The organism is Streptomyces sp. NPDC101178 (assembly GCF_044767965.1).
In the GTDB taxonomy this organism is placed as follows: domain Bacteria; phylum Actinomycetota; class Actinomycetes; order Streptomycetales; family Streptomycetaceae; genus Streptomyces.
Map to the genome: position 1 here is coordinate 778,052 of NZ_JBIWOZ010000003.1, position 16,313 is coordinate 794,364.

The window sequence follows — 16,313 nt, forward strand, 5'->3', positions numbered from 1 at the left end:
TCAGGAGGCCGACGGCAGCGACGGCAGACCCGAAGACAGCTCCGTCGGCAGGTCCGAGGGCAGAGAGGTCGGCAGGTCCGACGGCAGTTCGGTCGGCACGTCCGTCGGAAGGTCCGTCGGCAGCGTGCCCGAGGCGGCCTTCTTCAGGGTGTCCTTGACCCCGCCGTCCCAGGAGAGGACCAGCTTCTTGCCGTCGTTGGACTCGATCGCGCCCATGGTGCGGTCGTTCGCTCCGCCGGTGCACTTCAGCGCGAGCATCACCTCGCCCATGTCCTTCACATCGCCCTGGCAGACGGCCTGGTCGGCGACGAGGGCGACCTTGCCGGCGGTGATGGAGACGGTGACGTGTCTGCCGTCGGTCAGCCCCACCCAGGTGCCCTCCAGCGCGGCGGCGTCCGTACCGGCACCGTCCGGACCCTGGCCGTCGCCGGGCGTCGCGCTCGACCCGGCGTCGGGGCCGGAGCCCTTGCCCGCGTCGTCGTCACTGCCGCACGCGGTCAGCGCCAGCGCGGCGGCCAGAGCGGCGACCACGACACCTCCGGTGCGTACGAACCTGGTCACGTGGAGTTCCCCCTTGCTGTATTCCGGTCGAAAGACCGCGCCACGTTACCAAGCTTCTTCCGGCCAACTCCGTTAAGCGGGAGCCAAATAGGCGTGCCGTTCGTCTCTCCTCCGGGGTCTGCTTGAGGATCTCCTCCGAGGTCGTCTTCAGTCAGGAAAGCCTGTAATCAAAGCAACACCCCGTGTGCACGTGCATCTGCTCATGCATCGGCATATGAACAGAGCTATGATCCGATCTAGTTGACACTTGCACTTTGCAACTCGGGGAGCGTCCTGTGCACCACGTGTACAACGGCATGGCGGCCACAGAGCTTCGCGGAGTCGTCTGGCAGAAGAGCAGACACAGCAACTCCCAGGGATCGTGCGTGGAGTTCGCGAAACTGCCCGGAGGCGATGTGGCGATGCGGAACTCGCGCCACCCGGACGGGCCGGCGCTCGTCTATACGCCGGCCGAGATCGAGGCGCTGCTGCTCGGCGTCAAGGACGGCGAGTTCGACCACCTGGCGATCTGAGGCCATCGGGTGACCGAAGGCCACCTGGCGGCCGGAGGAGGAGACCGGCGGCCGGGCGGCCCTGGATGACGCTGTCTGGATCTATTCGCTCTTCGCGCGGTCCGAGAGCCGGAACAGCGCCCAGACCACCTTGCCGTACAAGGGTGTTGACGGAAACTCGCTCACCGGCGCCGGCGACGGGTGCCAGCCCCAGCTGTCGCTGACGCACTCCACCAGGAACAGACCCCGGCCCGACTCGGCGGAGTCCGCCGCCTCGCCCGCCACCGGGCTCTCCCGGCTGGGATCGCGCACCGCGCAGACCAGCCGTGAGCTCCAGCGCATCAGATGCAGCCGCACCGGCGGGTCCGGGAACTCGCGGGGCGGATCGCTCGGCAGCGCGTGGCGCAGAGCGTTGGTGACGAGCTCGGACACCACCAGGGCGACATCGTCGAAACGCTCGCTCAGCTCCCACCGCTCCAGGGTGGACCTGGTGAACTGCCGTGCTCCACCGACCGCTTCGTAACGGGCGGGCAGAGCGCAGGAGGCCGAGCCGGCGACCCCTGAGGGGTCGGTCGGGGGAAGCCCCTGCCGTAACGGCTCGAGCATCGTCGATCCATTCGTCCCCATACGAGGCACTCCCGGGATTCGCGGCTGTAGCGGCACTGCCTGTCAGCGGTACTGCGGGGGGTACAGCGGCACAACACGAGCACGCAGGTGCGCAGGGGTCATGCTTCCCAATGCGCACAGCAGATGCAAGGGCAGATGCACGTGCACGCGCCGGACCTGCCCGGTACCGTGGTGATTCCGGCGCATTTCTTCCGTCGGGCAGTTTCGGAGCTTTCCGGACGTCTTCTCATTTCCGTAATCGAATGAGTACGGGCTGAAGCGTTTTGGTGGCAGAATCCTTGGCTTCGGGGTCGAGGGGTTTCTGGGGGCGCCCCGAGTGCCCGGTAGGCGATGGGAGGGTCACACCAGTGTCGGCAGGCGAGTCGAGTGGATCGGTGGTGCGGCGCATCCTGCTGGGCTCTCAGCTCAGAAGGCTGCGGGAATCGCGCGGCATCACCCGTGAGGCGGCCGGCTACTCCATCCGGGCCTCCGAATCGAAGATCAGCCGCATGGAGTTGGGACGGGTGAGCTTCAAGGCCAGGGACGTCGAGGATCTGCTCACGCTCTACGGTGTCGCGGACGCCGCGGAGCGCGACGCGCTCCTCGGCCTGGCGCGCGAGGCCAATGTGGCGGGCTGGTGGCACAGTTACGGCAATGCGCTGCCCGGCTGGTTCCAGACCTATGTGGGTCTGGAGGGAGCGGCCTCGGTCATCCGTATCTATGAAGTCCAGTTCGTGCACGGCCTGTTGCAGACCGAGGCCTACGCCCACGCCGTGGTCGCGCGCGGTATGCGCGGCGCCTCGGCCGCCGACATCGAGCGCCGGGTGGCGCTGCGTCTGGAGCGCCAGAAGGTTCTCGTCTCCGAGCGGGCCCCGGCCTTCCACGCCGTGCTGGACGAGGCCGCGCTCCGCCGCCCGTACGGCGAACGCGACGTGATGCGCGCCCAATTGCGACACCTGATCGACATGTCGGAGCAGCCGAACATCACGCTCCAGGTCATGCCCTTCAGTTACGGAGGGCATGCGGGCGAGAGCGGTTCGTTCACCATGCTGCGATTCCCGGAATCCGATCTGTCGGACATTGTCTATTTGGAGCAGCTGACAAGTGCGCTCTATCTGGACAAGCCAGAGGAAGTCGCGCAGTACGAAAAGGCCATGGGGTGCCTGCGCAAGGACAGTCCCAGTCCTGAGGAGAGCCGGGATCTCCTGCGCGGACTCCTCCAACTGGCTTGATTAGTCGTTACGATGACGCCACATCAGGAGTGTGGAGACGCCTGCAGTAAGGGATTGCATGTCCTTCTTCCATGAACTGGCCCACCAGTACATCGATGGCGAGTGGCGCACGGGCAGCGGCTCATGGGACATCATCGATTTCAATCCCTACAACGGCGAGAAACTCGCCTCCGTCACCGTGGCGACCGCGGTGGAGGTCGACCAGGCCTACCGGGCGGCCGAGCGCGCGCAGCAGGAGTGGGCCGCCACCAATCCGTACGAGCGGCGGGCCGTCCTGGAACGGGCCCTGCGCATCACCGGCGAGCGCACCGAGCAGATCGTCGAGGCGATCATCGACGAGCTGGGCGGAACCCGGCTGCGCGCGGAGTACGAGGTGCGCGGCGCGAGCGAGGTCCTGCGCGAGGCGATCCGGCAGTCGCTGCGGCCCACCGGCCGACTGCTGCCCGCAGTCTCCGACGGCCGGGAGAACCGCCTCTACCGGCTTCCCGTCGGTGTCGTCGGTGTGATCAGCGCCTTCAACTTCCCTTTCCTGGTGGGCATGAAGTCGGTCGCGCCCGCGCTCGGGCTCGGCAACGCGGTCGTCGTGAAGCCGCACCAGAGCGCGCCCGTCGTCGGCGGCGGACTGATCGCCAAGATATTCGAGGACGCCGGACTGCCGGCCGGGCTGCTCAACGTCGTGGTCACGGACAGTGCCGAGATCGGCGACGCGTTCATCGAGCATCCGGTGCCGAGGGTGATCTCGTTCAGCGGCTCCGACCGGGTCGGCCGCCACATAGCCGCGACGGCGGCCGGTTCCTTCAAGCGGACCATCCTCGAACTCAGCGGCAACAGCGCCCTGGTGGTGCTGGAGGACGCCGACATCGACTACGCGGTCCGGGCGGCGGTCTTCAGCCGCTTCCTCTACCAGGGCCAGGTCAGCATGGCGGCCAACCGCATCCTGGTGGACCGCTCGGTGGCCGCCGAGTTCACCGAGCGCTTCACCGCCGCCGTGGCCGCGCTGAAGTCCGGCGACCCGCGTGACCCGGAGACCCGGATCGGCCCGGTCGTCAACGCGCTCCAGGCCGACGCGCTGACCGCCCTGGTCGACCGCGCGGTCGCGGACGGCGCGACGGCGCTCGTACGGGGCCGGACCCGCGGCAACGTCGTGGAGCCGACCGTCCTGACGGACCTCCCGGAGGACTCGCCGCTGCCGGCGCAGGAGATCCTCGGCCCGGTGGCCCTGCTGATGACGTTCGACGGCGAGGACGAGGCCGTGGCGATCGTCAACGACAGCCCCTACGGACTGAGCGGCGCCGTGCACACGGGCGACGCGGAGCGCGGTGTGCGGTTCGCGCAGCGGATCGTGAGCGGGATGTTCCACGTCAACGACTCCACCGTCCAGGACGACCCGCTGGTGGCGTTCGGCGGCGAGAAGACGTCCGGCGTGGGGCGGCTGAACGGCGAGGCGGTCGTAGAGGCGTTCACGACGCTGAAGTGGCTGTCGATCCAGCACGGCCGCTCGGTCTTCCCGTTCTGACCCGCTCCGACGGCGAGCCGCCGCCTCACCGGGCCGGCGGCCCGCGGAACGTCGTACGGTAGGCGCTCGGCGAGACGCCCAGCGCCTCCTGGAAGTGCCGTCGCAGGTTGGCCGCCGACCCGAGCCCGGTCCGCTCGGCCACCTGCTCGACGGCCAGATCGGACTCCTCCAGCAACTCCCGCGCCAGTTCGACGCGTTGCTGGTTGAGCCAGGTCATCGGAGTGGTGCCGACCTCCTCACGGAAGCGCCGGTTGAAGTTCCGTACGCTCATGACCTCGCGGGCCGCCAACTGCCCCAGTGTGATGGGGTCCTGGAGCCGCCGCAGGGCCCACGCGCGGGCGGCTGCGGTGCCGGACGAGGCCGGTGGCGGCACGGGCCGCCGGATGTACTGCACCTGCCCGCCCTCGCGGTGAGGCGGTACGACGGTCCGCCGGGCCACGTCGCCCGCGACGGCCGTCCCGTGGTCGCGCCGGATCATGTGCAGGCACAGGTCGATGCCGGAGGCGCATCCGGCCGAGGTCAGGACATCGCCGCCGTCCGTGTAGAGCACGTCGGGATCGAGTCGGACCCGGGGGAACAGCCGGCCGAAGAGCTCCGTGTACCGCCAGTGCGTGGTCGCGGTGCGGCCGTCGAGCAGTCCGGCGGATGCCAGCACGAAGGCGCCGGTGCAGATCGAGGCCACCCGGGTGCCGGGCCGGATCCGGGCGAAGGCCTCGGCGAGCGGGGCCGCGAGCGTCGGAGTGTCCTGCGCGTAGTCCTCGTACGACGACAGGACGATCACCGTGTCGGCCTCGGCCAGCGCCTCCGGCCCGTGCCGGACCGCCACCGTGAAGTCGCCGTCCGTACGCACGTCACCCGGCCGGAGCGAGCAGGTGACGACCTCGTACAGCGGCTCCCCGTCCACCGAGCCGCCCGCTCCGGCCTGGCCGAAGAGCTGGTGGACGATGCCGAGCTCGATGGGGAGCAGGACGGCACGGGCGAGGACGGCGACGCGGTGCCGCCCGGGATGGGTGAAGACCGTGGGCATGGCCATATTCTTGCGCACCTGGTCCATCTGGACACTCGCAGCGGCGGGCCGCCGGTCGCCAGGCTGGTCCCATGGCCCCGTCAACGCCCGAAGAGACCACGGAACAGACCCCGGACCGGAGCGCGGAACAGACCCCGGACCGGACCACCGCGCCGGCCCGCCGCCTCCACCGCGCCTGGCTGATCGCCACCGTCGCGGGCGCGGCCGTCGTCACCGCAGGGGCGTTCACCACCGTGCCCGGACTCCTGGTGGCGCCGCTGCACGAGGAGTTCGCCTGGGAGCGGGGCCAGGTCGCGCTCGCCGCCTCCGTCAACATGGTCCTGTTCGGCCTCACCGCGCCCTTCGCGGCGGCCCTGATGGACCGGGTGGGCGCGCGCCGGGTGGCCGGCGGGGCGCTGCTGCTCGTCGCGGCGGGCGCCGTACTCACCGGCTTCATGACCGAGCCGTGGCAACTGGTCGCGTACTGGGGTGTGTTGACCGGCCTCGGCAGTGGCTGCCTCACCATGACGTTCGCGGCCGGTGTCACCGCCCGCTGGTTCGACCGGCGCCGCGGCCTGGTCGCGGGCGCGCTCAGTTCCTCCAGCCACCTGGGCCAGTTGCTCTTCCTGCCGCTGCTCGCCGGGGCCGTGGAGCGGCACGGCTGGCGGCCACCGGTGGTGACCCTGGCGCTCGTGGCGCTCGCCGTCGCCGCCCTGGTGTTCCTGGCGCTCCGCGACCACCCGGCCGATATCGGCGTAAAGCCTTACGGAGCAACGGAGTTCGTGCCCGCGCCGCCCCCTTCCCCCGGGGCCGCGACCCGTACGCTGAAGGTACTCTCCGGCGCTCTGCGCACCCGCCCGTTCTGGTTGCTGGCCGGGATGTTCGTCCTCTGCGGCGCCTCCACCAACGGCATCATGTGGTCCAACTGGGCCCCTGCCGCACACGATCACGGCATGAGGCCGACGGCGGCGGCCTCGCTGCTCGCGCTGATCGGGGTCTTCTCCGCTCTCGGCGCGCTCCTCTCCGGCTGGCTGACCGACCGCTTCGACCCGCGCCGCCTGCTGGCCGTCTGCTTCGCGGTCCGGGCGCTGGCCCTGCTCGCTCTGCCCGCGCTGTTCTCCTCGGCGGTGACGGCCCCGATGCTCCTCTTCGTGTTCGTCTACGGCCTGGTCGACGTGGCGACCGTGCCGCCGGTGATCGAACTCTGCCGCCGCGCGTACGGGGCCGACGGCCCCATCGTCTTCGGCTGGACCAACGCCGCCCACCAACTGGGCGCGGGTGCCTCGGCCTTCCTCGGCGCGACGGCACGGGACGTGTTCGGTGCGTACGACGTGGTGTGGGCCGCGCTCGGTGCCGGATGCCTGGTCGCGGCGCTGCTGGCCACGACCGTACGGGCTACCCTAGTCAAAGTTGAATAGGAAGCCCGGGATCCGAGCCCCGGGACGGGATGGATGGGTGCCATGTCCGCAATCCGGCTGCTGGTCCTCGGCGCGGTGCGCATGCACGGCCGCGCGCACGGCTACCAGGTCCGCAACGACCTGGAGTACTGGGGCGCGCACGAGTGGTCCAACGCCAAGCCCGGGTCGATCTACCACGCGCTGAAGCAGATGGCGAAGCAGGGACTGCTCCTCGCGCACGAGACGGCCCCGTCCACGGCCGGCGGCCCGCCGCGTACCGAGTACGAGGTCACGGAGGAGGGGCTCGCGGAGTACCGCACCCTGCTGCGCGACGCCATCCGCTCCTACGACCAGGATCTCGACGTCCTCTCGGCGGCGATCGGGTTCATCGTGGACCTGCCCCGCGAGGAGGCGGTCGCGCTGCTCAAGGAGCGGGTGGAGGGCATGGCGGAGTGGCGGGCCTCGGTCACCGAGTACTACACGCCTGAGGCGGGCCCGGAATCCCTCGGCCACATCGGCGAGATCATGAACCTGTGGGTGCACTCGGCCGACGCGGGCGCGGAGTGGACCCGCGGCCTGATCGAGCGGATCGAGGGCGGCGCGTACACCTTCCACGGTGAGGGCGAGCCGTTCGTCGGGGTGCTGGCGGAGGGTGAGGAGAACCCGTACGCGACGGGCGTCCCGGACCCCGGGGACAACGACTAATCAAGTTTGACGAATGGCAGAACTGGGTTTACCTTCGAGCTTCTAGTCAAGTTTGACTACAGAAGGATGGCGGGGAACGTGACCGAAGCGATCGTCCTGGACGGCGTGCACAAGAGGTACGGCGAGAAGCGTGCCCTCGACGGGCTGGACCTCGCGGTCGGAGCCGGCACCGTCCACGCGGTGCTCGGCCCCAACGGGGCGGGCAAGACCACCGCCGTACGGATCATGTCGACGCTGCTGCGCCCCGACGCGGGCCGGGTCACCGTGGCCGGGCTCGACGTCCGCGAACGGGCGTCCGACGTGCGGCGGAGGATCGGCCTGCTCGGCCAGCACGCGGCGGTGGACGAGCAGCTCGGCGGCCGGCAGAACCTGGAGATGTTCGGGCGGCTGTACCACCTGGGCGCACGCCGGGCGGGCAGCCGGGCGGACGAGCTCCTGGAGCGGTTCGGGCTCGCGGACACCGGACGTAAGGCGGTCAGGCAGTACAGCGGCGGGATGCGCAGACGGCTCGACCTGGCCGCCTCGCTGATCACCGAACCGGCGGTCCTCTTCCTGGACGAGCCCACCACCGGCCTGGACCCGCGCGGCCGGGCCGAGGTCTGGGCCGCCGTACGGTCGCTGGTCGGCGGCGGCACCACCGTCCTGCTGACCACGCAGTATCTGGAGGAGGCGGATCAGCTGGCCGACCGGATCTCGCTGATCGACGGGGGCAGGGCCGCCGCCGAAGGCACCGCCGACCAGCTCAAGGCGCTCGTCGGCGGCGACCGCATCGACATCGTCCTGCGCGACGCGGCCCGGCTGGCGGAGGCGGCCGCGCTGCTGGGCGCAGAGGCGCCGGCGCTCGACCCGGACCGCCGCCTGATCAGCGCCCCGGCCCCGGACCGGATGGCGCCCTGACCGGAGCGGTCCGGGCGCTTCAGGAGGCGGGCATCGAGGCGGAGGACATCGCGGTGCGCCGCCCGACGCTGGATGAGGTGTTCCTGTCGCTGACGGGAGGACCGGGAGCCGGAGAGCGGCCCGCCGGGGCCGGAGAGCCCGCCGGCGACCAGGCGGTACGCGAGACGACGGAGGCGGCGGCATGAGCGCGACGACAGCGGTCGACGACCTGACCACGGCACCTGGAGGAGGCGGCCGGCTCACCTGGGCCCTGGCCGACTGCTGGACCATGACCCGCCGCGAACTCGCCCACTGGGCCCGGCAGCCCGTCGCGGTGGTCGTGGGCCTGGCCTTCCCGGTGATGCTGCTCCTGATGTTCACGTACCTGGTCGGCGGCGGCCGGGGCGTGGCGGGCGATCCCACCGAGTTCCTGGTCCCCGGGATGCTCGCGCTGACCATGGCCTTCGGCCTGGAGAGCACGATGCTCGCGGTGACCCAGGACCTGGACAAGGGCGTCATCGACCGGTTCCGCTCGCTGCCGATGGTCCCGGGCGCGGTCCTGGTCGGCCGCAGCGCCGCGGACATGCTCCAGTCGACGGCGGCTCTCGCGGTGATGGGCGGGGTCGGCTACGCGGTCGGCTGGCGCTGGCACGACGGGGCGACGGCCGCCCTCGGCGCGGTGGGGCTGCTGCTCCTCCTCCGGTTCGCGATGCTCTGGGTCGGCATCCACCTGGCCATGGTGGCGGGCCGGCCCGAGCTGGTGCAGGCGGTCCAGATCCTGGTCTGGCCGGTCGGCTTCCTCTCCAACGTCTTCGCCGCACCGGCGTCGATGCCGGGCTGGCTGGGCACGGTGGTCGAGTGGAACCCGATGTCCGCGACCGCCACCGCCGTACGGGAGTTGTTCGGCAACCCGGGCGGCGCGACCGGCTCCTGGGCCGCGGAGCACGCCCAACTCCTCGCGTTCCTCTGGCCGGTGGCGATCATCGCGGTGTTCTTCCCGCTGGCGGTGGGCAAGTTCGCACGGCTCAGCAGGTAGCGGCGGGCGGTGGCGGCGGACCACCCGCCGGGGCGACGGCCCGTGCCGCCTCTGCTGGAGACCCCCGGCCTGCTCCACGGCCCCCGTGACCGCAGGGTCGTCCGGGACCCGCCCCGCGGCGACTCCTGAAATCCTCTCAGTGGTGGAAGGCCGTGGCGGCCTTCCGGTCGTGGCTCGACGGGTGCTTCTGCGACCGCAGTTCGGGGAGCAGCAGCTTCAGGTCCTCGACCAGCAGCGCGGCCAGGTCGGAGGAGAAGCCGTTGCGGCACACCACCCGCAGCACCGACAGGTCCTGCCGGTTGGCCGGGAAGGTGTAGGCCGGGACCAGCCAGCCGCGCTCCCGCAGCCGGCGGGAGACGTCGAACACGTCGTACGCGTGGACGTCCGCGGTCGTCGTGAAGGCGAAGACCGGCAACTCGTCGCCCCGGGTGAGGAGTCGGAAGTCGCCCAGCTCCTCCACCGCCCGGGCCAGCCCGCACGCCACGTCCCGGGAGGCCTGCTGGACCGCGCGGTAGCCGTCGTGGCCCAGGCGCAGGAACGTGTAGTACTGCGCCACCACCTGCGCGCCCGGCCGCGAGAAGTTCAGCGCGAACGTCGGCATGTCGCCGCCCAGGTAGTTGACCCGGAACACCAGCTCCTCCGGCAGCTCGTCCGCCGTACGCCACAGCGCCCAGCCGACGCCCGGGTAGACCAGCCCGTACTTGTGGCCCGAGGTGTTGATCGACGACACCCTCGGCAGCCGGAAGTCCCACACCAGCTCCGGGTCGAGGAAGGGCGCCACCATCGCGCCGGACGCGCCGTCGACATGGACCGGGATGTCGAGGCCGGTGCGCTCCTGGAGGGCGTCCAGGGCCGCGCACAGGTCCGCGACGGGCTCGTAGGAACCGTCGAAGGTGGAGCCCAGGATCCCGACGACGCCGATCGTGTTCTCGTCGCACAGCTCGGCGGCGGCCTGCGGGTCGAGGTGGAAGCGCTCGCCGTCCATCGGGACCTGCCGGGCCTCCACCTCCCAGAAGTTGCAGAACTTCTCCCAGCAGACCTGCACGTTGACGCCCATCACCAGATTGGGCCGGGCGGCCGAGGGATACCGGTCCGCGTTCCGCTTCATCCAGCGGCGCTTGAGGGCGAGCCCGGCCAGCATGCACGCCTCGCTCGACCCGGTGGTCGAACACCCCACGGCGGTCGCCGGATCGGGCGCGTTCCACAGGTCGGCGAGCATCGCCACACAGCGCCGCTCCAGCTCGGCGGTGCGCGGGTACTCGTCCTTGTCGATCATGTTCTTGTCCCGGCACTCACCCATCAGCACCCCGGCCTGCGGCTCCATCCAGGTGGTGACGAAGGTGGCCAGGTTGAGCCGGGAGTTGCCGTCGAGCATCAGCTCGTCATGGACCAGCCGGTACGCCGTCATCGGCGGCAGCGGCCCGTCCGGGAGCCGGTGCCGGGGCGGCGCGGTGTTCATCGCCGCCGTCGGATCGGCCTCGCCGTAGAAGGGGTTGAGGGCGAGCCTGCGCTGCTCCTCGGAGGGTTCGTCCTGCTGCGGGTGGGCGCCTCGGTGGAGCGGCATGGGGGAGTCCTCTTCCTCAGCTCTCGGCTTCTCGGGCTGTCGGCTCTGGGGGCTCTGGGGGCTCTCGGCTCTCGGGTCTCTCAGCCCTCGGCGGCCAGTCCGGCCTTCAGCGCCCGGGTGAACTTCACGACCCGCTCGGCCTGCACCCGGGCGGCGGTCAGCGTCACCTCACCGACCGGGAGGTCGCCCTGCCCGGACACGTGCGAGGTGCCGTACGGGTTGCCGTCGGCGAACTTCGACGGGTCGGTGTACCCGGGGGCGACGAGGATGCCGCCGAAGTGGTGGATCGTGTTGTAGAGCGCGAGCAGCGTGGACTCCTGGCCGCCGTGGGCGGTGGCGCTGGCGGTGAAGCCGCTGTAGACCTTGTCGGCCAGCTGCCCGGACTGCCAGAGCCCGCCGAGCGTGTCGATGAACTGCTTGAGCTGCGCGGTGACGTTCCCGTACCGGGTCGGCGAACCGAAGATCACCGCGTCCGCCCAGACCATGTCGTCCGGCGAGACCTCGGGGATGTCGGCCGTCGCCGCGATGTTGGCGGCCCACGCCGGGTTGGAGTCGATCGCCGTCTGCGGAGCGAGCTCGGCCGCCCGCCGCAGCCGCACCTGCGCCCCGGCCCGCTCGGCGTCCTCGGCGATGGCCCGGGCGATGGTGGTGATGGTGCCGGTGGACGAGTAGTAGATGACGGCGACGTTGACGGGCGTGGACATGCGGGGACCTCCGTCGGGACAGCAGCAGGGCTGAACGGTGCTTAGTGGTACGAAAGCGACGATACGGATATCCACCGCACCCGGCGCGCCGGACGCCCCGACCCCGTACGGCTACGGCCCTCGGCCTCGTACGCCTTCGGCCCTCGGCCCCGTACGCCGGAGGCTCCCGCCCCGTACGCCTACGGCCCTCGCCTCACCGCAGCGCCTTGCCCTCCGCGTCCAGCAGCATCTGGGGCCGCCCGGTCACCAGCAGCCAGGCGGGCAGGGTGGCGGCGCAGAGCATCGGCAGTACGGACGCGTCGCCGGCCAGCACCGCCGCCGTGAACAGGCTCAGCCACCCCTGCCGGGAGACGGCGAGCAGCACGCCCAGGACCGCGCAGGAGACCGCGAGCGCCGGTGGCACGGCGTCGACCAGCGCATGTGCGCAGAGCCCGAGCGCCACGCCCACGAAGACCGCCGGGAAGATCCGCCCGCCCCGGAAGCCGCAGGTCGCCGCCACCACCAGGGCCGCCGCCTTCACCACCGCCATCACCGCGAACTCCCCGGCCGACCACCCGTCCGGGTCACCGGTGATCTCCTTCACCTCCTCCAGCCCCTTGAAGAGCGTCAGATGGCCGCCCAGCGCCCCGAGCAGCCCCAGCACCAGCCCGCCGGCGGTCAGCGTGAGCACCGGCTGCCGCAGCGCGTGGAAGACCCGGTGCGCCACCGGGAACGCGTACACCGCCAGCAGACCCAGCAGCGCCCCGGCCGAGGCGATCAGGAGAGCGGCGAGCAGGTCGCCCCAGTGCGGTCCGGAGTAGGCGGGCAGCGAGAGGTCGAAGCTGGGCTCCGCGATCAGCGACATGGTCAGCGCGCCGGCGGTACCGGCGGCCAGCGGCGCGAAGAGCCGGTCCCAGAACGCGCCGGGGCCCGGCTGCGAGGCCAGCGTCTCGGAGAGGATCAGCGCGGCGGCGATCGGCGTGCCGAAGAGGGCGCCGATCGTCCCGGCCGCCGCGAGCACCACCCAGAGCTCGGCGGGTGCGCCCGGCGCGGCGCGGCGGCCGAGCCAGTAGGCGAGCGCGATGTTGGCGGCGGTGATCGGGTTCTCCGGCCCGAGGCTCACCCCGCCCGCCAGCGCGAGGACGGTCACCAGGAGGAGCCCCGGGACGACGCCCGGCCGCATCGGCTCGTCCACCAGCCCGGTGGTGGCCGGATCGGGCCCGCCGTGCCCGGGTGCGGCCCGCAGGACCAGGCCCACCGCGAGCCCGGTCGCGGTGAGCATGACGATCATCCAGAGCGAGGAGAACCTCCCCACGCCGAGCGTGTCGGGCAGGGTCTCCCAGAGCACGTCCTGGAGCTGTTCCGCCAGGAGACTGACACCGAGCAGGATCAGCGCGCAGGCGATGCCGACGACGATCGCGGGCGCGACGAGCGGCAGGAGCCGGCGGGCGGGAGCGGCCGGGGGGTGGGGAAGTGCGGGGGATTCGGGAGCCACCGGCTCACCCTAGGGCGACGAAACGGCTAAACCGCCCCAATTCGGGCTCCAGAGAAACCGCGCCTCACCGCTCCGCCCCCGGGGGTCACACCTTGCTGATCACCGCCGCCGTCCCGTACGCGCAGACCTCCGTCCCCACGTCCGCCGCCTCCGACACGTCGAACCGCATCATCAGGACCGCGTTGGCGCCGCGCGCCCGCGCCTGCTCCACCAGCCGTTCCATCGCCTGGTTACGGGTCTCGACCAGGGTCTTGGTCAGCCCCTTCAGCTCGCCGCCGATCATCGACTTCAGCCCGGCGCCGATCTGGCTGCCGAGGTGGCGCGACCGCACGGTCAGGCCGAAGACCTCACCGATGACCTGCGTCACCTGGTAGCCCGGCACGTCATTGGTGGTGACGACCAGCACGTCCGCCTGGGCCGTCTGGCCGCCGCCGAAATCCTCAATGCCCATGTTTGTGGCACCTCCTGTGGTCAGCCTCACCCTGCTCCGTAGGATGCGCATTCCCGCTGTCCGCCACTGGAACCAAGGGCGTTCACCGGGCGTTGATAGCTTGGGGCGGCCTACAGAGCCGCCATCGCACACATCCTGGAGCCCGGACCCTTGAATACGCTTGCGCTCGGCCCGAGCTGGCTGGACCCGGACTATCTGCTCAATACGTTCGGCCTCCCCGGCCTTCTTCTCATCGTCTTCGCCGAGTCCGGACTCCTGATCGGCTTCTTCCTGCCCGGCGACTCCCTGCTGTTCACCACGGGGCTGCTGGTGACCACAGGACAGCTGAAGTACCCGCTCTGGCTCGTCTGCACGCTGATCGCCGTCGCCGCGATCCTCGGCGACCAGGTCGGCTATCTCTTCGGCCGCAAGGTCGGCCCGGCCCTCTTCAAGCGCCCGGACTCCCGCCTCTTCAAGCAGGAGAACGTCGAGAAGGCCCACGTATTCTTCGAGAAGCACGGACCGAAGTCGCTGGTCCTGGCACGGTTCGTGCCGATCGTGCGGACGTTCACGCCGATCATCGCGGGCGTCAGCCGGATGAACTACCGCCTGTTCGTCATCTACAACGTCGTCGGCGCACTCCTGTGGGGCGTGGGCGTCACGGTGCTCGGCGCGATGCTCGGCAAGATCGACTTCGTGCACGAGCACATCGAGAAGATCCTCATCCTGATCGTGCTGCTCTCCGTGCTGCCGATCGTGGTCGAGGTCCTGCGCGCCCGCAGCCAGAGCAAGAAGGCGGCCGCCGCCGAGGCGCTCGGCACCCCCGACGGCCCGCCGGCCCCCCCGGCCACCGGCCGCGGCCGCCACGCCAAGCGCTGACCCCTTCCCGTACGGCCGCCTCCTTCCCGTACGTACGCGTACGAGAGCCGCCCCTCCCCGAACCTGCGGGGAGGGGCGGCTCTCTCGTACGCCGGACTAGAACCCCCTGGTCCGCTTCGCCGCCCGGCGGCTCGCCCCGCCGACCGCGCCCGGCGCCCCCATGAACAGCCGCGAGACCTCGCTCCCCAGGTTCACCCCGATCGCGATGGCCAGCGCCGTCGCGACGGCCGTGGACAGCGAGGCGAGCCCGGCGTCCAGCTCGTTCTGCGCCACGCCCAGCAGACCGAAGTACGTCGCGGAACCGGGCAGCAGCGGACCGATCGCCGCCGTGATGTACGGCAGCGAGGAGGTGAACCGGTAGCGCGAGAACAGCTGGCCGAACAGGCCCACCAGACCGGCCGCCACCGCCGTCGCCGCGACCGGCGAGATGTGTCCGGTCCGGGCCATCGCGCCGAAGATGATCCAGGCCACACCGCCGTTGAGGGTGACCGCCAGCACGGTGTGGCGCTCCTGCTGGAGCAGCACCGCGAAGGCCAGGCTCAGCGCCATCGACGCCAGGATCTGCACCGCCGGCTCGTCGTACGGCGAGAACCGGGCCTCCGGATTGAGCTGCGCCCCCAGCTGCAGCCCCAGGTACAGCACGATCAGCACGCCCGCGACGATCCCGATGAAGAAGTACATGACCTCCAGGAGGCGGGCGGAGGCGGTGATGTAGTAGCCGGTCAGACCGTCCTGCACCCCCGCCACCAGCGCCCGTCCCGGCAGCAGCGCGAAGAGTCCACCGGTGATCACCGCGGACGGGCGGATGTCCGTCGAATGGGTCAGCGTCAGCGCCACCCCCATCGCGGCCGGCGGCATCGCGGCCACCGTGAACTGGTAGAACTCCGGCAGCCCGCGCCCGGCGCAGAGCCACGCCAGCCGGTCGCCGAGCATCGCGCCCGCCGCCGCCACGATGAAGACCAGCACACCACCGCCGACCAGCACGGAGGCCGAACCGGCGAGCAGCCCGGCGGCCGCCGTCAGGACCCATCCTGGGTACGGGTGCCGGTTGCGCCGGATCTCCGCGAGCCGCCGGTAGGCCTCCTCCAGCGAGACCTCGGCGTCCTCGCTGGTGATGTCGTCGACCAGCCGGAAGACGGCCGCCAGCCGGGTGTAGTCGGTGCCCCGGCGGCGTACGGTACGGCTCGCCGTCACCGGGTCGTCGACCAGCGAGGGCTGGTGCGAGATGGACAGCAGCGTGAAGGTCACGGTCGGCTCGCTGCGGTCGAGCCCGTACGACCGGGTCACCGCGAACATCGCCGCCTCGACGTCCTCGGCGCCCTCGCCGCCCGCCAGCAGCAGCTCGCCGATACGGAGCGTCAGGTCGAGCACGCGCGGTACGGCGGGACCGGTGTCGTCGTCGGTGCGCTGGACGGACTCCGGGGCCGGGCGCTCGGTCACCGGCATCCGGAGCATCGTGCGCATCCGGTCCTGCCAGGGCGCCTCCTTGGTCAGCTTGACCATCGGAATGCCCTGCGCCGGGGTGAACGCGGGCGGCGCCTGCTGGGCGTTGTAGGAGCTCGGCGGGGTGAAAGCGGAACTCAGTGTGTCCGAGTTCGGGCCGCCGGTGAAGCCGCCACCGGAACCACCGGCTCCGCTCGCCTCTGGGTGAACCCCGGTCGGGATCGCGAACTCCGACGTCGGATGGTCGTCCTCGGGCGGCGACACCGGCTGCATCGTCCCGGCAGGCGGGGCGAAAGCGCTCCGTGCCTCGTCGGACTGGGGCTTCTGGTCCTCCGGACCGCCCGATTCCGCCACCACTCGACCTCGCTCCTCCTCGGCTGATCTTCCGGGCGC

At 71.1% G+C, this 16,313-nt stretch carries 15 protein-coding genes and 1 pseudogene; 8 read left to right on the top strand and 8 right to left on the bottom strand.

The genetic code is table 11. The annotated features are described in order from the left end of the window. Nucleotides 1–561: a hypothetical protein gene (locus tag ACIRR8_RS12005; protein WP_404062344.1), complete on the bottom strand. Its 561-nt coding sequence runs from the start codon at nt 559–561 to the stop codon at nt 1–3. 275 nt (nt 562–836) lie between these two features. Here ACIRR8_RS12005 and ACIRR8_RS12010 point away from each other — a divergent pair, with 275 nt between their 5' ends. Beyond that, entirely contained in the window at nt 837–1,073 is a 237-nt protein-coding gene (locus ACIRR8_RS12010) for a DUF397 domain-containing protein (RefSeq protein ID WP_018514287.1), read from the top strand. A gap of 81 nt (nt 1,074–1,154) precedes the next feature. On the opposite strand, the gene ACIRR8_RS12015 is transcribed toward ACIRR8_RS12010, so the two are convergent. Continuing rightward, entirely contained in the window at nt 1,155–1,658 is a 504-nt protein-coding gene (locus tag ACIRR8_RS12015) for an ATP-binding protein (RefSeq protein WP_404062597.1), read from the bottom strand. Between the two features lie 368 nt (nt 1,659–2,026). On the opposite strand from ACIRR8_RS12015, the gene ACIRR8_RS12020 reads away from it, so the two are divergent. Next, complete coding sequence (locus tag ACIRR8_RS12020; RefSeq protein WP_404062347.1) at nt 2,027–2,890, top strand: helix-turn-helix domain-containing protein; 864 nt, start codon at nt 2,027–2,029, stop codon at nt 2,888–2,890. A 58-nt stretch (nt 2,891–2,948) separates the two neighbouring features. Beyond that, nucleotides 2,949–4,406: an aldehyde dehydrogenase family protein gene (locus ACIRR8_RS12025; protein ID WP_404062350.1), complete on the top strand. Its 1,458-nt coding sequence runs from the start codon at nt 2,949–2,951 to the stop codon at nt 4,404–4,406. Between the two features lie 25 nt (nt 4,407–4,431). On the opposite strand, the gene ACIRR8_RS12030 is transcribed toward ACIRR8_RS12025, so the two are convergent. Next, the gene (locus ACIRR8_RS12030) at nt 4,432–5,439 is read right to left on the bottom strand and encodes a GlxA family transcriptional regulator (protein WP_404062353.1); all 1,008 of its coding nucleotides are present in this window, start codon (nt 5,437–5,439) and stop codon (nt 4,432–4,434) included. A gap of 65 nt (nt 5,440–5,504) precedes the next feature. Between ACIRR8_RS12030 and ACIRR8_RS12035 the strand changes: the two genes are divergently transcribed. The 4 genes and pseudogenes from ACIRR8_RS12035 (at nt 5,505) to ACIRR8_RS12050 (ending at nt 9,426) form a co-directional block, all read left to right on the top strand. After that, nucleotides 5,505–6,830 carry an MFS transporter gene (locus ACIRR8_RS12035; protein ID WP_404062356.1) on the top strand — a complete coding sequence of 442 codons (1,326 nt, stop codon included), beginning with the start codon at nt 5,505–5,507 and terminating at the stop codon, nt 6,828–6,830. A gap of 42 nt (nt 6,831–6,872) precedes the next feature. Beyond that, nucleotides 6,873–7,514: a PadR family transcriptional regulator gene (locus ACIRR8_RS12040; RefSeq protein WP_404062359.1), complete on the top strand. Its 642-nt coding sequence runs from the start codon at nt 6,873–6,875 to the stop codon at nt 7,512–7,514. Between the two features lie 78 nt (nt 7,515–7,592). Continuing rightward, a pseudogene (locus ACIRR8_RS12045) lies at nt 7,593–8,596 on the top strand (ATP-binding cassette domain-containing protein). Then, entirely contained in the window at nt 8,593–9,426 is an 834-nt protein-coding gene (locus ACIRR8_RS12050) for an ABC transporter permease (RefSeq protein WP_404062362.1), read from the top strand. Before ACIRR8_RS12045 ends, ACIRR8_RS12050 begins: the two are co-directional and overlap by 4 nt. A 136-nt stretch (nt 9,427–9,562) precedes the next feature. On the opposite strand, the gene ACIRR8_RS12055 is transcribed toward ACIRR8_RS12050, so the two are convergent. The 4 genes from ACIRR8_RS12055 to ACIRR8_RS12070 all read right to left on the bottom strand — a co-directional run bounded on the left by ACIRR8_RS12055 (nt 9,563) and on the right by ACIRR8_RS12070 (nt 13,619). Further along, nucleotides 9,563–10,990: a glutamate decarboxylase gene (locus ACIRR8_RS12055; protein ID WP_404062365.1), complete on the bottom strand. Its 1,428-nt coding sequence runs from the start codon at nt 10,988–10,990 to the stop codon at nt 9,563–9,565. An 80-nt stretch (nt 10,991–11,070) separates the two neighbouring features. Continuing rightward, complete coding sequence (wrbA, locus tag ACIRR8_RS12060; protein WP_404062368.1) at nt 11,071–11,694, bottom strand: NAD(P)H:quinone oxidoreductase; 624 nt, start codon at nt 11,692–11,694, stop codon at nt 11,071–11,073. Between the two features lie 193 nt (nt 11,695–11,887). After that, complete coding sequence (locus ACIRR8_RS12065) at nt 11,888–13,168, bottom strand: ion channel protein (protein ID WP_404062371.1); 1,281 nt, start codon at nt 13,166–13,168, stop codon at nt 11,888–11,890. An 85-nt stretch (nt 13,169–13,253) separates the two neighbouring features. Next, nucleotides 13,254–13,619 (bottom strand): YbjQ family protein, encoded by a 366-nt coding sequence (locus tag ACIRR8_RS12070; RefSeq protein WP_018514299.1) that lies wholly within the window; start codon nt 13,617–13,619, stop codon nt 13,254–13,256. Nucleotides 13,620–13,769: 150 nt separating this feature from the next. Here ACIRR8_RS12070 and ACIRR8_RS12075 point away from each other — a divergent pair, with 150 nt between their 5' ends. Continuing rightward, nucleotides 13,770–14,477 carry a DedA family protein gene (locus ACIRR8_RS12075; protein WP_404062373.1) on the top strand — a complete coding sequence of 236 codons (708 nt, stop codon included), beginning with the start codon at nt 13,770–13,772 and terminating at the stop codon, nt 14,475–14,477. 96 nt (nt 14,478–14,573) lie between these two features. On the opposite strand, the gene ACIRR8_RS12080 is transcribed toward ACIRR8_RS12075, so the two are convergent. Further along, entirely contained in the window at nt 14,574–16,277 is a 1,704-nt protein-coding gene (locus tag ACIRR8_RS12080; protein WP_404062375.1) for a threonine/serine exporter ThrE family protein, read from the bottom strand. Between the last annotated feature and the right edge of the window lie 36 nt (nt 16,278–16,313).